General features: G+C 73.0%; 19 protein-coding genes and 1 other RNA gene. 11 read left to right on the top strand and 9 right to left on the bottom strand.

Features of this window, described 5'->3' with window-relative positions; all coding sequences use genetic code 11:
• The first annotated feature begins 124 nt into the window (after positions 1-124).
• From ACWC91_RS10855 to ACWC91_RS10815, 9 genes are all read left to right on the top strand, one after another.
• The gene (locus ACWC91_RS10855; protein ID WP_450642996.1) at positions 125-616 is read left to right on the top strand and encodes a hypothetical protein; all 492 of its coding nucleotides are present in this window, start codon (positions 125-127) and stop codon (positions 614-616) included.
• Between the two features lie 95 nt (positions 617-711).
• On the top strand, positions 712-1,014 hold the full coding sequence (locus tag ACWC91_RS10850) for an urease subunit gamma (protein ID WP_225074442.1): 303 nt from the start codon (positions 712-714) through the stop codon (positions 1,012-1,014).
• 176 nt (positions 1,015-1,190) lie between these two features.
• Complete coding sequence (locus ACWC91_RS10845) at positions 1,191-1,502, top strand: urease subunit beta (protein WP_376546156.1); 312 nt, start codon at positions 1,191-1,193, stop codon at positions 1,500-1,502.
• The gene (locus ACWC91_RS10840; RefSeq protein ID WP_281156224.1) at positions 1,495-3,204 is read left to right on the top strand and encodes an urease subunit alpha; all 1,710 of its coding nucleotides are present in this window, start codon (positions 1,495-1,497) and stop codon (positions 3,202-3,204) included. Before ACWC91_RS10845 ends, ACWC91_RS10840 begins: the two co-directional genes overlap by 8 nt.
• A 22-nt stretch (positions 3,205-3,226) precedes the next feature.
• Positions 3,227-3,970 carry an urease accessory protein UreF gene (locus ACWC91_RS10835; RefSeq protein WP_450642993.1) on the top strand — a complete coding sequence of 248 codons (744 nt, stop codon included), beginning with the start codon at positions 3,227-3,229 and terminating at the stop codon, positions 3,968-3,970.
• Positions 3,960-4,658 carry an urease accessory protein UreG gene (ureG, locus tag ACWC91_RS10830; protein WP_374113883.1) on the top strand — a complete coding sequence of 233 codons (699 nt, stop codon included), beginning with the start codon at positions 3,960-3,962 and terminating at the stop codon, positions 4,656-4,658. Before ACWC91_RS10835 ends, ureG begins: the two co-directional genes overlap by 11 nt.
• On the top strand, positions 4,634-5,524 hold the full coding sequence (locus tag ACWC91_RS10825; protein WP_450642991.1) for an urease accessory protein UreD: 891 nt from the start codon (positions 4,634-4,636) through the stop codon (positions 5,522-5,524). The genes ureG and ACWC91_RS10825 overlap by 25 nt, the downstream gene beginning before the upstream one ends.
• Before the next feature lie 70 nt (positions 5,525-5,594).
• The gene (locus ACWC91_RS10820) at positions 5,595-6,227 is read left to right on the top strand and encodes a M15 family metallopeptidase (RefSeq protein ID WP_225074446.1); all 633 of its coding nucleotides are present in this window, start codon (positions 5,595-5,597) and stop codon (positions 6,225-6,227) included.
• A gap of 153 nt (positions 6,228-6,380) precedes the next feature.
• Complete coding sequence (locus ACWC91_RS10815; RefSeq protein WP_376500536.1) at positions 6,381-7,607, top strand: cytochrome P450; 1,227 nt, start codon at positions 6,381-6,383, stop codon at positions 7,605-7,607.
• Between the two features lie 161 nt (positions 7,608-7,768).
• Here ACWC91_RS10815 and ACWC91_RS10810 read toward each other — a convergent pair whose 3' ends face one another.
• The 7 genes from ACWC91_RS10810 to ACWC91_RS10780 all read right to left on the bottom strand — a co-directional run bounded on the left by ACWC91_RS10810 (position 7,769) and on the right by ACWC91_RS10780 (position 13,847).
• Positions 7,769-9,028 (bottom strand): cytochrome P450, encoded by a 1,260-nt coding sequence (locus ACWC91_RS10810; RefSeq protein WP_450640645.1) that lies wholly within the window; start codon positions 9,026-9,028, stop codon positions 7,769-7,771.
• Entirely contained in the window at positions 9,025-9,642 is a 618-nt protein-coding gene (locus ACWC91_RS10805) for a GTP-binding protein (protein WP_450640647.1), read from the bottom strand. The genes ACWC91_RS10810 and ACWC91_RS10805 overlap by 4 nt, the downstream gene beginning before the upstream one ends.
• Positions 9,623-9,979 carry a DUF742 domain-containing protein gene (locus ACWC91_RS10800; protein ID WP_141361373.1) on the bottom strand — a complete coding sequence of 119 codons (357 nt, stop codon included), beginning with the start codon at positions 9,977-9,979 and terminating at the stop codon, positions 9,623-9,625. Before ACWC91_RS10800 ends, ACWC91_RS10805 begins: the two co-directional genes overlap by 20 nt.
• The gene (locus ACWC91_RS10795) at positions 9,976-10,395 is read right to left on the bottom strand and encodes a roadblock/LC7 domain-containing protein (protein ID WP_225074451.1); all 420 of its coding nucleotides are present in this window, start codon (positions 10,393-10,395) and stop codon (positions 9,976-9,978) included. Before ACWC91_RS10795 ends, ACWC91_RS10800 begins: the two co-directional genes overlap by 4 nt.
• 116 nt (positions 10,396-10,511) lie before the next feature.
• Entirely contained in the window at positions 10,512-12,302 is a 1,791-nt protein-coding gene (locus ACWC91_RS10790; protein ID WP_225074452.1) for a sensor histidine kinase, read from the bottom strand.
• A gap of 514 nt (positions 12,303-12,816) precedes the next feature.
• Positions 12,817-13,220, bottom strand: an RNA gene (gene rnpB / locus ACWC91_RS10785) — RNase P RNA component class A.
• Positions 13,221-13,274: 54 nt separating this feature from the next.
• A complete protein-coding gene (locus tag ACWC91_RS10780; protein WP_450640684.1) occupies positions 13,275-13,847 on the bottom strand; it encodes a Uma2 family endonuclease in 573 nt (190 codons plus the stop codon).
• 174 nt (positions 13,848-14,021) lie between these two features.
• Between ACWC91_RS10780 and ACWC91_RS10775 the strand changes: the two genes are divergently transcribed.
• Entirely contained in the window at positions 14,022-14,264 is a 243-nt protein-coding gene (locus ACWC91_RS10775; RefSeq protein WP_225075325.1) for a hypothetical protein, read from the top strand.
• Here ACWC91_RS10775 and ACWC91_RS10770 read toward each other — a convergent pair.
• Positions 14,251-15,732 (bottom strand): RNB domain-containing ribonuclease, encoded by a 1,482-nt coding sequence (locus tag ACWC91_RS10770; RefSeq protein WP_281154904.1) that lies wholly within the window; start codon positions 15,730-15,732, stop codon positions 14,251-14,253. The two genes, ACWC91_RS10775 and ACWC91_RS10770, sit on opposite strands and share 14 nt — an antisense overlap.
• A gap of 77 nt (positions 15,733-15,809) precedes the next feature.
• Between ACWC91_RS10770 and yaaA the strand changes: the two genes are divergently transcribed.
• The gene (yaaA, locus tag ACWC91_RS10765; protein WP_450640650.1) at positions 15,810-16,610 is read left to right on the top strand and encodes a peroxide stress protein YaaA; all 801 of its coding nucleotides are present in this window, start codon (positions 15,810-15,812) and stop codon (positions 16,608-16,610) included.
• Positions 16,611-16,856: 246 nt separating this feature from the next.
• Here the strand turns inward: yaaA and ACWC91_RS10760 are convergent, their stop codons facing one another.
• Entirely contained in the window at positions 16,857-18,131 is a 1,275-nt protein-coding gene (locus ACWC91_RS10760; RefSeq protein WP_450640652.1) for a bifunctional RNase H/acid phosphatase, read from the bottom strand.
• Positions 18,132-18,149: the final 18 nt, after the last annotated feature.

The following is an 18,149-nucleotide window of genomic DNA, read 5'->3' as shown; positions in this document are numbered from 1 at the left end:
CCCATCGGCCGGGGCGGCGGCACCGGTCGCCGTACCGGCGTCGCGTGACGTTCCGGCGATGGAATCCGCTTGCTAACGGGGGAGCCCGTCAAGGCCCCCACAGCAAGCGAAGGGGTGGGATTCCATGGCCGAGGCCGACGAGAGCAACCCGGACGCGGAGGGGATGCACCTGCACGCGGCAACCCTGGTCGCCCGTCTCACGGGGCGCAGCCGGCTGCCTCTGGACTACTCCGTGGCGAGCCTGCGGATCGTCGACTTCCTGATCGACGGCATGCGCAAGGGCGGTGCTTCGCGCGAGCGCGAGCGCGGGCCACTGCTCGGCCTCGGGGCGTACGTGGGCGAGGTGTTGGTCCGCCACGCCGGCGCGACCTGGGTGGACTTCGACGCCGACCTGCGGGCCTACTTCGGCCAGCCGGTCGGCGTCCGCATGCAGGACGGGCGTCTGTGGAACCCGCTGGGCAAGGTCCTCAACCGCTTCGAGACGGGCGGAGCGCGGGATTCCCTCCAGATCTTCTATCTGACCCTGCACGGCCGGCCGCGTCGGGCGACCGTGGCGGACGCCCAGGCCGGTGGTGTGCGCGCGGAGGACGTCCGACGCGTCGGAGGGGCCCGCTGATCGTCACCCTGGGCGAGTTCTCGCTCTGCGACGGGAGCACGTTTGGGATTAACTGCAAGAGCGTGGTTCTTCCCCTCACCCCGTGGAGACGGCCGATGCTTCTGACGTTGCACGAGCGTGAGCGCCTGATGATCTACACGGCGGCGAAGCTGGCCCAGGAGCGCAGGGAGCGGGGCCTGAAGCTGAATCTGCCGGAGGCCACCGCGGTGATCACGTCGTTCCTGCTGGAGGGTGCGCGCGACGGCCGTACGGTCACCGAACTCATGGACTCCGGACGGGCGGTGCTCGGTCGCGACGACGTGATGGAGGGGGTGCCGGAGATGCTGGGACAGGTGCAGGTCGAGGCGACCTTCCCCGACGGCACGAAGCTGATCACGGTGACGGGGCCGATCCCATGATGATGAAGAGCGGTGAGCATCCCAGCGACGACCCCGGCAGGCAGGACCAGCACGGCTCGGTGATCCACCCCTCCAGCGGCGTCGGCAGCCCGAGTCCGCCCCGACGGGGCGGAACCGGGTCACGGCAGGCGGCCCGGCGGCACTACACAGGGGAACAGCCGGAGGCCGACGAGCCCCTGATCCCGGGCGAAGTGCTCTACGGCGACGACCCGGTCGTGATCAACGCCGGCAAGGAGGTCACCCGGCTGCGGGTGGAGAACACCGGCGACCGCCCCGTCCAGGTCGGTTCGCACTTCCATTTCGCGGAGGTCAACGCCGCGCTGGAGTTCGACCGCGAGGCCGCGTGGGGGCGCCGGCTCAATGTGCTCTCGGGCGGCTCGGTGCGTTTCGAACCCGGCGCGATCGAGGAGGTGGAGCTGGTCCCGATCGGAGGCCGGCGGATCGTGGCCGGACTGCGGGGTCTGTGCGGAGGTGAACTCGATGGCTGAGATCAGCCGGCGGGAGTACGGCGCCTCGTTCGGCCCGACCACCGGGGACCGTGTCCGCCTGGCCGACACCAACTTGTTCATCGAGGTCGAACGGGACCTCTGCGGCGGCGGTGACGAGGCCGTCTTCGGCGGCGGCAAATCCGTACGGGAGTCCATGGGCCAGTCGCGGGCCACCCGCGGCGAGGGAACACCGGACCTGGTCATCACCGGCGCGGTGGTCCTGGACCACTGGGGAGTGGTCAAGGCCGACGTCGGCGTCCGGGACGGCCGGATCGTGGCGCTGGGCAAGGCGGGCAACCCCGACACCATGGACGGGGTCCACCCCGGCCTCGTCATCGGCCCCTCCACGGAGATCGCGGCCGGCAACGGGCTGATCCTGACGGCGGGCACGATCGACACCCATGTGCACTTCGTCGGCCCGGACATGTTCGAGGAAGCCCTCGCGGCGGGCACCACCACGTTCGTCGGCGGCGGCACGGGGCCGACCGAGGGGTCGAAGGCGACCCTGGCCACGCCGGGCGCCTGGTGGCTGCGGCGGATGCTGGAGGCCTGCGAGCCCTGGCCGCTGAACGTGCTGTTCCTGGCCCGCGGCAACACCGTGTCCCCCGAGGCCCTTTGGGAGCAACTGCGCGGCGGTGCGGGCGGGTTCAAGGTGCACGAGGACTGGGGCGCCACCCCGGCCGCGGTCGACACCGCGCTGACCGTGGCCGACCAGGCCGGGGTGCAGGTCGCAATCCACAGCGACACCCTCAACGAGGCGGGTTTCGTGGAGGATCTGCTCGCCGCCGCGGGCGGCCGGACGTTCCACGCGTACCACACCGAGGGCGCGGGCGGCGGCCACGCGCCGGACATCATCCGGATCGCCGGCGAGCCGAACGTACTGCCCGCCTCGACCAACCCCACCCGCCCGTTCACCGTCAACACGGTGGCCGAGGCGCTGGACATGGTGATGGTGGCCCACCACCTCAACCCGCAGGTGCCCAACGACCTCGCGTTCGCCGAGAGCCGGGTACGTCCCACGACCATCGCCGCGGAGGACGTGCTGCACGACCTCGGAGCGCTCTCGATCATGTCGTCGGACGCGCAGGCGATGGGCCGGGTCGCGGAGGTCGTAACGCGGACGTGGCAGACCGCCCACCGGATGAAGGAGCTGCGCGGCTCACTGCCCGGCGACGGCCGGGCCGACAACCAGCGGGCCCGCCGCTACGTCGCCAAGTACACGATCTGCCCGGCGGTGGCCCACGGCCTCGAACGCGAGATCGGTTCCGTCGAGCCCGGCAAGCTGGCTGACCTGGTGCTGTGGCAGCCGGCCCTGTTCGGGGTCCGGCCCACGGTCGTGTTCAAGGCCGGCATGGCCGCCAGCGCCGCCCTCGGCGACCCGAACGCGTCGATCCCCACTCCCCAACCGGTGCTGAACCGGCTGGGCTACAACGTGGGCACCCCGGCGGCCGCCGCGAGCGGCGTCGCCTTCGTCGCGCCGGCGGCCGTCGAGGACGGGCTCGCCGACCGCCTGGGGCTGCGCCGGCGGCTCGTGGCCGTGGAGAACGTACGCGGCCGCGGCAAACGGGACCTTCCGGAGAACACCGCCACGCCACGCATCGAGGTCGACGCCGACACGTACAGCGTGCGGGTCGACGGCGAGCTGATCGAGCACGAGCCCGCGGCCGAAGTGCCGATGGCCCAGCGCTACTTCCTCTTCTGACCCCCCGCCACCACCCCCTCCGATGAACGTCCAGGAATCCCAGGAATCCCAGGACCGGCAGCCGCAGGCGACGCCGCCGGCGCTGCTGCTGCTCGCCGACGGCCGCTTCCCCTCCGGCGGGCACGCCCATTCCGGCGGTCTGGAGGCGGCGGCGGCCCTGGACGGCGTGGACGACCTGCCCGCGCTGGAGGAGTTCCTGCGGGGACGTCTGACGACGACCGGCGTGGTGACCGCCGCGTTCACGGCTGCGGCGTGTGCCGTCTTCGGCGGTACGGGCCGCCGGGCCACCGAGGTGGTGGAGGCGCTGGAGACGCTGGACCGCGAGTTCGCCGCGAGGACCCCGTCACCGGCGCTGCGGACCGCCTCCCGCCGCCTGGGACGCCAACTGCTGCGAGCGGGCCGTGCGATCTGGCCCCACCCCCGCCTGGACGAACTGAGCGCCGCGCCCCGGCACGGCCTCCATCAGCCGGTGGCCCTGGGCGCGGTGGCCGCGGCGGCGGGCCTGGGTCCGGACGCCGCCGCGCTGGCCGCCGCCCACGACGCGGTACTCACCCCGGCGACGGCCGCCGTGCGGCTGCTCGGGCTCGACCCGTTCGCGGTCCACGCCACGGTCGCCCGGCTGGGACCACGGATCGCCGCCGTCGCCGCCGAGGCGGCGCGCCACGCGCACACGGCACCCGATGCGCTGCCGTCCCGCGCGGGACCTCTCCTCGACATCCGTGCCGAACACCACGCCGCCTGGGAGGTGCGTCTCTTTGCGTCCTGACCCCACACCACGACCCGCCCACTCCCACGATCACCCGCACACCGGCGGGCGCGGGACGGGAGCCCTGCCCCGCCGCCCCGGCCGGGCACTGCGCATCGGCATCGGCGGCCCGGTCGGCTCCGGCAAGACCGCACTGGTCGCGGCGCTGTGCCGCACACTGGCCCCGGAACTCTCCCTGGCGGTGGTCACCAACGACATCTACACCACCGAGGACGCCGACTTCCTGCTGCGCAACGGCGTACTGGCCGCCGAACGGGTCCGGGCCGTCGAGACCGGGGCGTGCCCGCACACGGCGATCCGGGACGACATCTCCGCCAACCTCGAAGCCGTGGAGGAGCTGGAGGCGACCCTTCCGCCGCTCGACCTCGTCCTCCTGGAGAGCGGCGGGGACAACCTCACCGCCACGTTCAGCCGCGGACTGGTCCACCACCAGATCTTCGTCATCGACGTCGCCGGCGGGGACAAGGTGCCCCGCAAGGGCGGCCCGGGTGTCACCTCGGCCGACCTGCTGGTCATCAACAAGACGGATCTGGCGCCGCAGGTCGGCGCGGACCTCGCCGTCATGGACCGCGACGCCCGCGCCAAGCGCGGTGACCTGCCCGTGCTGTTCACCTCCCTGGTCCGGGACCCCACCGCGGCCGACGTCGCCGCGTGGGTGCGGCAGTGCCTCGGCGTTCCCGCCCGGTGATGCGCGCCCACGCCCGCCTCGAGGTGACGGCGGACCGGGACCGGTCCGGCCAGGTCAGGACCCGGATCAGCCGGCTCCGCTCCGACGCGCCACTGGTCCTGCGCCCCACCGCCGCCGTCGAGCCGACGGGCCGGTGGAACCCGCACGGCGCCGCCCACGTGGCGCTGGCCGCCGCGGCCGCGGGCCCGATCGGCGGCGACCACCTGCGGCTGGACGTCGAGGTCGCGGCGGGCGCGGCGCTCGTCGTACGCAGCGTGGCGGCGACCCTGGTGCTGCCGGGGCCGCACGGCCGTCCCTCACGCACCGAGACCCACCTGCGGGTCGCGCCGGCCGGCACCCTGGTCTGGCTGCCCGAACCGGTCATCGCCGCCGGCCGCTGCGACCACCACGCCACGACGCGCATCGACCTGGAGCCGGGCGCTCGCCTGCTCGCCCGCGAGGAACTGCTCCTGGGCCGCCACGGCGAGTCCCCGGGCGCGGTCCACCAGCGCCTACGGGTGACCCTCGCCGGCCGTCCCCTCCACGACCAGGAATTCGCCGTCGGCCCCGACGTCCCGGGCTGGCACGGCCCAGCCGTGACCGGCGGCCACCGAGCCCTGGGCACCCTGCTCGTGATCACCCCCGACAGCCCGCCCGACACCCGCCCGGCCGACCCCACCTCCACCGGCGCCGACACGGCCGTCATGCGCCTCACCCCCACCGCCACCCTGCTCACCGTCCTGGCGGACGACGCCCTCACCCTGCGCCGGCACCTCGACCGGGGCATGACCGGCCCGCCGGCCGACTGCGACACACAGCGCGACAGCGGGCTTCCCGAACCGGCCGAAACACGCATGCCCAAAGGCCGTGTGACGTCGGGCAATTGAGAAGCTTTTCACTCCACGATCGGCCCCTGCCCCGTACCCGGGATCGGAGAGACGAGTGAGCATCGTGCTGATGTCCGACCGGAAGGTGGCGGCGATCCCCGTCCGGGAGTGCGGCGAGGAACTCGCCGATGTCCGTGCCCACGCGATCGAGGTCGACGCCCGCAGGCTCGACGCGGCCGGAGCCTGTGCCCACGTACGGCGCGGGGTTCTCACCCGGCTGCTGCACGCGCAGTCGTCGCTGCCCACCGGGGTACGCCTGCTGTTCGTGGAGGGATACCGGCCGCCGGCCCTGCAGAGGCGCTACTTCGAGGAGTACTCGGACGAGCTGTCGCGCGCGCATCCGGACTGGACGGCCGCGCGGATACGCGAGGCGGCCAGCCGTTACGTCTCGCCTCCCGAGATCGCGCCGCACTCCGCCGGAGCCGCCGTCGATGTGACGCTCGTCGACCACCTGGGTCGCGAACTGGACCTGGGCACACGGATGAACGCCAGTCCGGAGGAGTCCAATGGCGCCTGCTACACCGACGCCCCTGACATCGGGGTCCCGGCCAGGACGAACCGGGCCGTCCTCGGAGCCGCGCTGTCCGCGGCCGGGCTGGTCAACTACCCGACCGAATGGTGGCACTGGTCGTACGGAGACCGGTACTGGGCGTTGCGGACCCGGCGGTCCGTCGCCCCGTACGGCCCGGTCGAGCTGCCGTAACGCCTCGACCCGGTCGCTTTGGCCAGGTTCACGGCATGGTTTTCGGCCAACGGGTGTTCGTGGGGCGGCCGGTGAGGCGGTGGGGGCTGTCTTGGTTGATGGTTGATCAATTACCTTGTGGCGTAAGCCAGTCACTGACCTTGAGGGAGCCCCATGTCCACCGCGCAGCAGGTGCCCGACATCCTCTCGCCCGAGTTCGCCGCTGACCCCTACCCGGCGTACCGTCTGATGCGCGACACCGCGCCCCTCATCTGGCACGAGGCCACGCAGAGCTACATCATCTCGCGCTACGAGGACGTCGAGCGCGTCTTCAAGGACAAGAGCGGCGAGTTCACCACCGACAACTACGACTGGCAGATCGAGCCCGTGCACGGCAAGACGATCCTCCAGCTCAGCGGTCGTGAGCACGCCGTGCGCCGCGCCCTCGTGGCCCCCGCCTTCCGCGGCGCCGACCTCCAGGAGAAGTTCCTGCCCGTCATCGAGCGCAACTCGCGCGAACTGATCGACGCCTTCCGGAACTCCGGCTCCGCCGACCTGGTCAACGACTACGCCACCCGCTTCCCGGTCAACGTGATCGCCGACATGCTGGGCCTCGACAAGGCCGACCACGCGCGCTTCCACCGCTGGTACACGTCCGTCATCGCCTTCCTCGGCAACCTCTCGGGCGACCCCGAGGTGGCCGCCGCGGGCGAGCGGACCCGTGTCGAGTTCGCCGAGTACATGCTGCCGATCATCCGCGAGCGCCGTGAGAACCTGGGCGACGACCTGCTGTCCACGCTGTGCGCCGCCGAGGTCGACGGCGTGCGGATGAGCGACGAGGACATCAAGGCGTTCTGCAGCCTGCTGCTCGCCGCCGGCGGCGAGACCACCGACAAGGCGATCGCCAGCATCTTCGCGAACCTGCTGCTCCACCCCGACCAGCTCGCCGCGGTCCGCGCGGACCGCGACCTGATCCCGCGGGCCTTCGCCGAGACCCTGCGCTACACCCCGCCCGTCCACATGATCATGCGGCAGTCCGCGACCGAGGTGAAGCTCAGCGGCGGGACCATACCCGCGGGCGTCACCGTCACCTGCCTGATAGGCGCCGCCAACCGCGACGAGAGCCGCTACCGCGACCCCGACCGTTTCGACATCTTCCGCGACGACCTCACCACCACGACCGCGTTCTCCGCCGCCGCCGACCACCTCGCCTTCGCGCTCGGCCGGCACTTCTGCGTGGGGGCGCTGCTCGCCAAGGCCGAGGTCGAGATCGGCGTCAGCCAGCTGCTGGACGCCATGCCCGACATGCGCCTGGCCGACGGCTTCGACCCGGTGGAGGAGGGCGTCTTCACCCGTGGCCCGCAGCGCCTGCCGGTGCGGTTCACGCCCGTGACCGCCTGACCGCCCGACCGGCACCACCGCCGAGGTGATGGGCCCCTGTCCAGGGGCCCATGTGCCCGCCCGCGCCGCCGCGTCACCGGGCGCCCGTCCACCGCGCTGCCGGGCGCCCGCCCCACGGCACCACCGGGCGCCCGCCCTGCTGCACCACCGCAGGCGCCCGCCTACTGCACCACCGGCGTGAACTGCACCGGCAGCGCCGTCAGCCCCCGCATCCAGATCGACGGGCGCCAGGACAGCTCCTCGGGTTCCACCGACAGCACCAGGTCGGGCAGCCGCTCCAGCAGCGTCTCGACCGCCGTCCGCGCCATCACGTCCGCCAGCAGCGGTGCCGGATAGGGGCAGCGGTGCTCGCCGTTGCTGAACGACAGGTGCGCGGCGTTCTCCGCGCCCACGTGGGAATCGGGCCAGATCTGCGGATCGGTGTTGGCCGCGGCCAGCCCCAGCACCAGGCAGTCGCCCGCCCGGATCTGCCGCCCGCCCAGCTGGGTGTCCCGAACGGCCCAGCGCCCGATGAAGTTCTGCGTCGGCGTGTCCAGCCACAGCGCCTCGTTGAGCGCCTCGCCCACGCTGAGCCGGCCGCCCGACACGTTCACGGCGAACCGCTCGTCCGTCAGCAGCAGCCGCAGCGTGTTGCAGATCCAGTTCGCCGTCGGCTGCTGCGCCGCGGCGATCACCGAGATCAGGTCCTGGACGATCTCCTCGTCCGTCAGCCCCGCCGGATGCAGCAGCATGCGCGAGGTGACGTCCGGACCGGGGCTGACCCGCTTGTCCTTCACCAGCTGCCGCAGCCGCTCGCCCACGCGCCCGTACGCCGCCACCGGGTCGTCGCCCTCCGCGGCGTCCAGCGAGATCCGCAGGTCCTCGACGAGCTGCCGGGTGTCCTCACCCGAGGTCGGCATCCCGCACATCTGCACCACGGCCCGCATCGGCAGGGCATGCGCGTAACCGGTCATCAGCTCCGCCTGGCCGCTGCCCGCGAAATCGGCGATGAGCCGGTCGGCGATCAACTGGCAGTTGCGGGCCAGCTCGAACTGGTCGACGCCCTCCAGCGCCTCCGTGATCACCCCGGCCCGCCGCCGGTGCTCGTCGCCCTCGGTGAACAGCACCGACGGCTGGTATCCGACGTACGGCATCAGCGGCCAGTCCGCCGGGATGTTCTCCCACTGGTTCCAGCGCCGGGAGTCCCGGGCGAACAGCTCGTCGTGGCTGGTCACGTAGGTGACCTCGGAGTAGCCGAGCACCAGCCAGGCCGGGATGTCCCCGTCGAGCAGCACCGGCGCGACCGCACCGTGCTCGCGGCGCAGCGCGCGGTACAGCTGCGCCGGCGTCTGCTGGTACTCGAGGCCCGCCAGGCGCACCGCGTCGGCGTGGTGGGCGGGGCAGCCCGGCGGAGCCGGTTGCGCGGAAGAGGGGTCGGTCACGTTGTCGCCTCCTGGGCCATGGCCAGTTCGTACAGGTGGTCCACGAGGGTGACCAGCACGTCCTTGCCGGACTGCCGGACCCGCGCGTCGCAGTCGAGCATCGGCACGTGCTCGGGCAGCGCGAGCGCCTGGCGGATCTCCTCCAGGGAGTACCGGCTGGTGTCGTCGTCGAACCGGTTGACGGCCACCACGAACGGCGTCTTGTGGTGCTCCAGCCGGTCGATCGCGTACCAGGAGTCGTTCATCCGGCGCGTGTCCACGAGCACCACGGCGCCCAGCGTCCCGGAGAACAGCCTGTCCCACAGGAACCAGAAGCGCTCCTGGCCCGGCGCACCGAACAGGTACAGCACCATGCGCTCGTTGAGGCTGATCCGCCCGAAGTCGAACGCCACCGTCGTGGTCGTCTTCGTCGCGACCGCGCTGGTCTCGTCGACGCCCACGCCGGCCTGCGTCATCACCTCCTCGGTGTTCAGCGGCCGGATCTCGCTCACCGAGCGGACCAGGGTCGTCTTGCCGACACCGAAACCGCCCACGATGACGATCTTCAGGCCGGTCTCCGCCGCGTCGTCCAGTGGCGTGCGGTGGGAGGGCAGCTCAGAGGTTGCGGAGCCCATGGAGCACCTCCTTGAGAAGGGCGGAATCGGGGAGGGAGGCGACGGACCGCGCCGCACGCGGGTGGCGGGCGGTGATGCGGCCCGTGTCGAGCAGGTCGCCGAGCAGGATCCGCACCACCGTGATCGGCAGCTTCAGCTCCGCGGCGATCTCGACGACGGCCGTGGGGTGTTGGCACAGCTCCAGGATCCGGGCGTGCTCCGACTGCATTCCCGCGGTGGGCCGGCACTCACTGACGATGAGGGTGACCAGGTCGAAGGACTCGTCGGCGCGGCTCCGGCCGGCCGTGACCGTGTAGAGCCGGTCGGGGTCACCGGTGTCCACGGGCTTGCGCATCACGACGCGGCACTCCCCGGAACGGGCTCTCGGGGCTCGGCGCGCAGGTGTTCGCCGATCTGCTCCACCAGCTCCGACATCTGGTGGCCCACCACGCCGGGGTCGGCGTCCTCCTCGGCGAGGACGGCCAGATGCGCCCCCTCGCCGGCCTCCACTATGAACAGCAGGCCGCCGTGGAACTCGGTCATGGACTGCCGGACGCCGCCGGTGCCGTCGCCGAACTCCATGGACGCGCCTTGGGCGAGGGCCTGGATGCCGGAGCAGATGGCCGCGAGTTGGTCGGCCTGGTCGAGTGCCAGGTGTTCGGTCCAGCAGAGCTTGAGGCCGTCGCGGGACAGGGCGAGAGCGTGCCGGGTGCCGGGGGTGCGCTCCAGGAGGCTCTTGAGGAGCCAGGTCAGGCTGTTGTCGGTGGTCTGCATGATGGGTGATGGGACGGTGGTGCCCGGTTGACCGGTCACCGGCCCGTTCCTCCAATCTCAGGAATTCGAGCGGGAAGTGGGCGCCGACGCCCCGGGCGCCGTACGGGAAGGGGCGGCTACGGGGCGGCCGGCGGCGCGGACCCGGGCCGGGCATCCGGTCCGGCGGTGCCGCCCGCGGACCGGCGCCCGCGGTGGAAGGCGCCGAACCGTGAACCGGCGTCGCGTGCCGGACGCTGCTCCGGGCCGACTCCGTCCTCTGTCCCGGACGCCGCCCCGGATGCCGCGTCGGACGCCGACCGGCGCTGCTCGCGCTCCCGTTCCGCCTCGGCCATGGTGCGGCCGGGGGCGCGGACGGGCAGGCCGTTCAGCGTGGAGCCGGTGGCGCTTCGGGGCTGCCCCTGTTCGGGCGGCTCCGGCCGGGCGGCGGACCGCTCCGGGACGTCGGGGCGCGAGGTGGCCTCGGTTGCCGGGGCCGGGGCGGGCGCCACGGCCGGAACGGGGCCGGGCGTGGGCGCGGTGCCCGCGGCGGGGCGGCCGGTGGCCTCACGCGACACCGACTCGCGCTGCTGGGCGAGCAGTTGCGGTGGCAGCAGGACGACGACGCCGGTGCCGCCGCGCGACGAGGGGCGGTAGTTGACGCTGATGCCGTACTTCCCCGCGAGCCGTCCGACCACGGCGAGGCCGAGCCGGGTGCCCTGGAGCGAGGCGAGGTCGGTCATGTGACCGGACACCGCCTCCTCGGCGCGGCGCATCGCCGCGTCGGCCATCTTCAGGCCGCTGTCCTCGATGGTGACGACCATGCCGGCGCTGCGGTCCTCGACGTAGACGTGCACTTCGTCGATGGGCGGGGAGAAGTTCGCGGCGTTGTCCATCAGCTCGGCGAGCAGATGCATGACGCCCTCGGCGGCGAAGCCGGAGATCGCGGCGGTGGTGGAGCAGTGCAGGCGTACCCGCTGGTAGGCGGCGATACGGCCGACGGCGCCGCGCAGAATGCTCTCCATCACGATCGGCTTGTTCCAGGCGCGGCTGGACCGGCCGCCCATGAGCAGCGCCAGCCGGTCGGTCATCAGGCCGAGCTGGGAGGTGCTGTGGTCCAGCTTCAGCAGGTCGCCGAAGACCTCCTCGCCGTGCCGTTCCTGCATCTCCCGCAGGTCGGCGAGCATGCTGACGGACTTGGCCTGGACGCGGCTGAGCGCCTTGGCGGAGGCGGCCTGTGCCGCGGCGGCGCGCCGCTCGCTGTGGGCGAGTTCGCGGATGAACGACTCGGTCGGGGTGCGGACCATGAGCAGCCGCGGCAGGTCGAGTTCGGCGAGCACCGTGTCGGCGGACTGGCCCTCGCGCAGCCGGGCGACCGCGGAGGGCAGCGTCTCCCGCGCCAGCCGTTCCAGCGCGGCTGCCGCCTCGTTCAGCTCGTGCCGGGCCTGCCGGCGCTCGCCGTCCAGGGCGGCCGCGTGCTGTACGCCCTCCTCGACGGCGTCGGCGAAGGTGTGCACGATCCGTCCCAGCTGCGGGTCGGACGGTGGCGTCGCGTCGCCCACCGCGTCGGCCGCGCTCGTGCCGTCCCGCAGCCGCTTGGCCACGGTGGGCAGCGTCACGTTGACCAGGTGCGCGGTCTCAGCCGACAGCTGCGCCGACTGCGCCTTGAGACGGCCGGTCTCGGCGGCCTGCACGGCGGCCGTGCGCCGGGCCCGGCGGACGAGCCGGTGGCTGACGAGGACGACTGCGGCGACACACACCCAGGCGACCGCCGCCACGGTCAGCGCCCAGGTGCGGGCGCCGGACGGCGCCAGGGCGACGGCCGCACCGCCGGCCGCGGCGCTCACCACCAGCACGGCCAGGGGCGCGGTCGACGAGGTGTGCGGCGCCTTCGCCGACCGGTGCTGACTGGGCGGTGCAGGCACTGACATTCCGCGGTCCCTCGGTCCATGAGATCAGAAGAAACGGGGCAGCCGACACTCGGCGGCCGCAGGCCGGAAAGGGGGTCGCCAAGAGGATGACGATCTTCCGACCGGGTACTGGTCATGCTAGCCATCCTTCTGCGCGAGAAGATCTGACTAGCTGCGCAGTCCGCCAACGACGCAAGTTCGTCGCGAACCGACCGGCTGAACGACCGGTCATGATAAGGGAGTTGGCACCACCTCAACCGGACTGACGCACAAGCACAGGCTGCCAAATGTGTTGACGAAGTGTCAAAATTGCGAATATGAACGTCCCGAAGACGTCAACTCCGCACACCAGCAGCCGCTTTCCAGCCAACCACACGGAAGCCGAAGCCGAACACACCCAACATCCAAGACTGTTGGGACACCCGACGGTGACGGCGAAGACTGCGACGACAGGGACAGCGACAGCTGAGGGAACGGCGACCGAGAGGAACCCCGGCCGGCGGCAGAACGGCACGCCCCGGGGGAGGTGGAGCGGCAGACGAGTCGGGCTGTACGCCGGGTTCTGTTCCCCGGGTTCCTCGCGGAGCCCGGGGCGACGGCCATCCATCTAGGGCCGGCGTTGCCGCCGGCCTCGTGCGGTCCACCCGCGGACTCGGGCGGGCAGCCCTCGAACGTCCGCGCAGAGCGCGCCTTTTACAGCGGCCCCTTTTGACCTTGCTCCGAGTGGGGTTTACCTAGCTGCCCAGGTCACCCTGGGCACTGGTGGTCTCTTACACCACCGTTTCACCCTTACCGAGGACCGAGATCCCCGGCGGTCTGCTTTCTGTGGCACTGTCCCGCGGGTCACCCCGGGTGGCCGTTAGCCACCACCCTGCCCTGTGGAGCCCGGACGTTCCTCGGGAAGCCCCAGGGGCTCCACGCGGCCGTCCGCCCGGCTCGTCTGCCGTACGCACCATGGTACCGGTCGCACGGACCGCGCCGCTTCCGGCCTGGTCAGAGGAAGTCCGCGGTGTCCAGGTCGAAGGCGAAGGGCTCGGGGAGAGACAGAGGATCGCCGAATGAACGCTTGAGCAGCCGTAGATAGTCGTCCTTCTCCGGCTCGCTGAACAGCGTGACCATGGAGGCTTCGCGATCGACGAGCAGGTAGAGGGCGATGCCCTCGCGCGCGTAGCAGCGGCGCTTGGCCTCGCGGTCGGCCTCCGGCTTGGTGGACGTCACCTCCAGCACCATGGCAAGGCCGTCGCAGGGCATCCAGCAGTCGGCGCCCCCGAAGAGATCAAGGTTCAGGGCAGCGAACGTGACGTCCGGGACCGCGTGGTTCTTCGGGCACCCGCCGCCCTTCGTCAGTTTCAGCCCCTTTTTCCCCGAGAAGTCCATGTCGATCCTGGACCGCTTGATCACTTGCCTCACGATCCGGCTGATGTACTTCTCGTGCTCCCCGTCCGGCGGCGGCGTCACGACGATCTCCCCCTCGATCAGTTCGGCCCGGAAACCCTCCGGGGTGTCGAGGGACAGGAAGATCTCCAGCAGGCCCTCAGCCGGCGTGGTGGGCTCAAGCCACGGCAGTCATGTCACGCCCCTCCTTCGGTCGCTCACCAGACTGGGACATTCCAAGATCACCTTTTCAAGAGATCGGGAACCTTCCCTCGATCGTGGCACAGGAACACCATCCAGGCCGAGGCGATCCGGCAGGCCCCGCGGATCCTCTGGGAGGGACGTCCGCTCGCCCTCGGCCCGCTCGTGCGTCGCGCGCGTCTCGTGGCGCACGGACGCGATCCGGTCCAGCGGGATGCGCAGATCCGCGTGCACGGCGTGCCGTATGCGCAGACGGTCCGCACCCCGTCGGTTCCGCAGACCTCCGTCACCATCGAACTGACCGCGCCGGTCGAGCACGTCTTCCTCCTCGGCAGGCGCAGGCGGGTACGGCTCGTGCGGTTCCACGCCGAGGACGGTGTGCTCGTGCGGGCGCTCACGCGGGGGTGAAGCTCACCCTTGCCGGCGGTGGGGCGGACGGGTCGGCCCGGGTGAGCCGGAGCCGGAGCCGTTCGCCCAGGGGCAGCGGTGCGGTGCCGTCCTCGACGCGGGCGACGACGGCCGGGGACTCCACGTGGACGGTGCCGGCGGTGGGGCGGTGCTCGTCGACGTCGATCACACAGCCGTCGAAGAGTTCGCCGACGCGGTCCTTCAGCAGCGCGGCCTCCACCACGTCCAGGCACTCCCGCTCCACGGCGGCCGCGCGCCGGGCGCCCTCGGCCATCCGTTCCGGCAGCGCGTCCAGCGCGGCGAGCACCCACTCGGGCACGTCCCGGCCGGCCGCGGCGGCCAGGCAGATCTCGGTGGCGTACCGGTCGGCGAGACGGCTCAGGGGTGCCGTGCAGTGCGCGTAGGGCGCCGCGACGGCGGCGTGCGTGGTGATCGCCGGGAGCCCGCCGTCCCGGAAGACGGTGTAGCCGGCGCCGCTCAGCAGGGTCGCGCACTCCCGCAGGAAGGCCGCGTGCCGCGGCCGGTCCGCGTCGAGGGTGCGCAGCAGGGCGGCGTACGACACGTGGTGCGGCCAGTCGACGCGCAGGGCCTGCGCGCTGCGCCGCAGCCGGCCGACCGCGCCGTCGGGGGCGGCCGGCAGGGTGCGCAGCACGCCGGTGCCGTGGGCCAGCATCAGTTCGGCGGCGGCCATGCCGGTGAGCAGGGAGAGCTGGGCGTTCCACCGGTCGGCCGGGAGCGGGGCGTGGTACGCCTGCTCGTACGCGCGCCCCCCGGGCACGTCCGCCGGATGCTCCACGACCTCCAGCTCGGGCACCACGAGCGAGATGCCTCCGCGCTCGGCCTCCAGCCGCTCCCGCAGCCGCCCCACGTCCTGGAGCAGCGCGACCGGTTCGTCGGCGGTCCCGGCGTCGATCTCCTTCTGCACCCCGGTGCGGTCCAGCTGTGCCCGGCTGCGGACCAGGGCGCGGCGGACGTCGACGGCCCGCGTGCGGCCCTCCGCGTCCAGGTCGACCGTCCACAGCACGGCGGGCCGGGTCTGCCCGGGCAGCAGGCTCGCGGCTCCCAGGCCCAGGACGGCCGGGTGCAGCGGGACCGGGCCGTCGGGGAGGTACAGGGTGCTTGCCCGCCGGTGCGTCTCGGCGTCCACGGCGCCCGACGGTACGACGAAGGCGGCCACGTCGGCGACGGCACAGCGGACGCGGTAGCCGCCGCCCCGGCGGGACAGGTGCGTCGCCCGGTCGAGGCCGGTCCCGTCGGGGTCGGCGGAGCCGGGCGGGTCGAGGGTGAAGAACGGGATGTCGGTGGCGTCGTGCAGGGGGAGGGCGGGGTCCCGTGCGGCCCGTTCCGCCTCGGCGAGCACCGCGGGCGGGAAGCCTCCGGGCACGCCGAGCGTGGTGCGCAGTGCGGCGAGGGCGGCCCTCAGGGGTCCTTCGGGGGCGCCGGTGACGCGGAGCGGGCGGCGGGGCATACAGCGAGCGTAGGGCGGAGGCGCACGGGCGGCACGCCGTACGCTGTCGCGGAGCGCTACCCGAAGGAGCAACCCCCGTGCTTGTGCTGCTGCCCCCGTCCGAAGGCAAGGCCGCCGCCGGCCGCGGCGCCCCGCTGAGGCCCGAGTCGCTGTCGCTGCCGGGGCTGGCCACCGCCCGCGAGACGGTGCTGACGGAGCTGGTGGAGTTGTGCACCGGGGACGAGGAGAAGGCACGCGAGGTGCTCGGGCTGAGCGAGGGCCTGCGCGGCGAGGTCGCCAAGAACGCCGGGCTGCGCACGGCGGGGACGCGGCCCGCCGGGGAGATCTACACCGGTGTGCTCTACGACGCCCTGGACCTGGCCTCCCTCGACCCGTCGGCCAAGCGGCGCGCCGCACGTTCGCTGCTGGTCTTCTCCGGGCTGTGGGGTGCGGTGCGGGTGACCGACCGGATCCCCTCCTACCGCTGCTCGATGGGTGTGAAGCTGCCCGGGCCGGGCGCGCTGGGCGCGTTCTGGCGTACGCCGATGGCCTCGGTGCTGCCCGAGGCGGCCGGTGACGGTCTGGTGCTGGACCTGCGGTCCTCGGCGTACGCGGCGGCGTGGAAGCCGAAGGGCGAGGTCGCGGGCCGGACGGCGACCGTGCGGGTGCTGCACTCCCAGATCGTGGACGGGCTGGAGAAGCGGTCCGTGGTCAGCCACTTCAACAAGGCCACGAAGGGCCGGATCGTGCGCGCCCTGCTGACCGAGGGGGCCGCCCCGAAGGACCCGGCCGGACTGGTGGAGGCGCTGCGGGACCTCGGGTACGTGGTGGAGGCGGTGCCGCCGGGCAGGGCGGGGCGGCCGTGGGCACTGGACGTGGTGGTGACGGAGATCCACTGACACGGGGATCCAACCGGCGCCGTACCGCCGGGGCACAGGCGCCGGTGGCCGGAGGGCCGCCCGCGCGATCGGGGCGACACCGCGGACGTGAGGCCGCGCTCGACGCGAACGCGCCCCGGACGATCGCCTATGCGGTGCCGGACGCGGTCGTGGGCGCGGCATGGTGCCGGAGTCGTCCACGGGGTCGCCGCCGGCCTCCGGGGGCGGGGCCGGGGTCGAGTGGCCGGGCCCATGCGGCCGTGGCGGTCAGCGCAGGTGGGACGTGTCGTTGAACAGGCGGACGCTCGCGTTGCCGTCCGCGTAGTACGCCACCGCCGAGAGGGACGCCGCCGAGAGCTCCATGCGGAACAGGGACTCCGGCGGTGCGCCGAGGGCCAGTTGGACGAACGTCTTGATCGGCGTCACGTGCGTGACGAGCAGCACCGTGCGGCCGGCGTGAGCGGCGACCAGCTTGTCCCGGGTGGCGGCGATCCGGACCGCGGTGGCCGCGAAACTCTCGCCGCCGCCGGTGGGTTCGGCGTCCGGGGAGGCCAGCCAGGCGTTCAGGTCGTCCGGGTAGCGCTCGCGCACCTCGCCGAACGTGAGCCCCTCCCAGGCACCGAAGTCGGTCTCGCGCAGCCCTTCCTCCACGGTCACGTCGAGACCGAGGCGGGCGGCGACGACACCGGCGGTCTCGCGGGTGCGGGCGAGCGGCGAGGACACGACGGCCTGGACGGTGCCGCGCCGGGCGAGCGCCGCCGCGACCTTCTCGGCCTGTTCGCGGCCCACGCCGGACAGCGACGGATCGGTGCCGCCACTGCCCGAGAAACGCTTCTGCGGCGTCAGCGGCGTCTCCCCGTGCCGCAGCAGCACGAAGGTGGCGGGCGCACCGAGATCGGCGGGCGCCCAGCCGGGTGTGGCGACCGCCCCGGCGGGCCCCGGGCCTCCACCGGCACCGGAAGCCGCCCCGCCACCAGCGGCGGCGGCACGCGCAGCCCGGACGTCGGCGCCCGCGCCGGTGCCGGCGGAAGCGGGACCCCCGGAGATCGACGAGGCGTCCGTACCGGTGCCGGGGACCGGGCCACCGCTCGGGCCGCCCAGCGCGTCCAGGGACGGACCGGACCACTGCTCGCCGCGGGCGCCCGCGTCCATCGCGTCGTTGGCCAGGCGGTCGGCGTGCTTGTTGCGCTCGCGGGGGATCCACTCGTAGGTGACCCGGCCGGCCGGGAACTCCCGGGCCGCCGCCGTCGCGAGCGGCTTCAGGTCGGGGTGCTTGACCTTCCAGCGGCCCGACATCTGCTCGACGACGAGCTTGGAGTCCATGCGGACGTGCACGGCCGCCGACGGGTCCAGGGCGTGCGCGGCGCGCAGGCCGGCCAGCAGGCCCCGGTACTCGGCCACGTTGTTCGTGGCCACGCCCAGGTACTCCGCGTGTTCCGCCAGGGTCTCCCCCGTCGCCGCGTCGAGCACCACCGCGCCGTAGCCCGCGGGCCCCGGATTGCCCCGCGACCCGCCGTCGGCCTCGACGATGAACTCCCGCACGCCGCTCGCTCCTTACCG

The organism is Streptomyces sp. NPDC001204, from assembly GCF_053598035.1.
The sequence above is the reverse complement of the archived record's forward strand: the minus strand, read 5'-3'. Positions and strand labels throughout refer to the sequence as shown.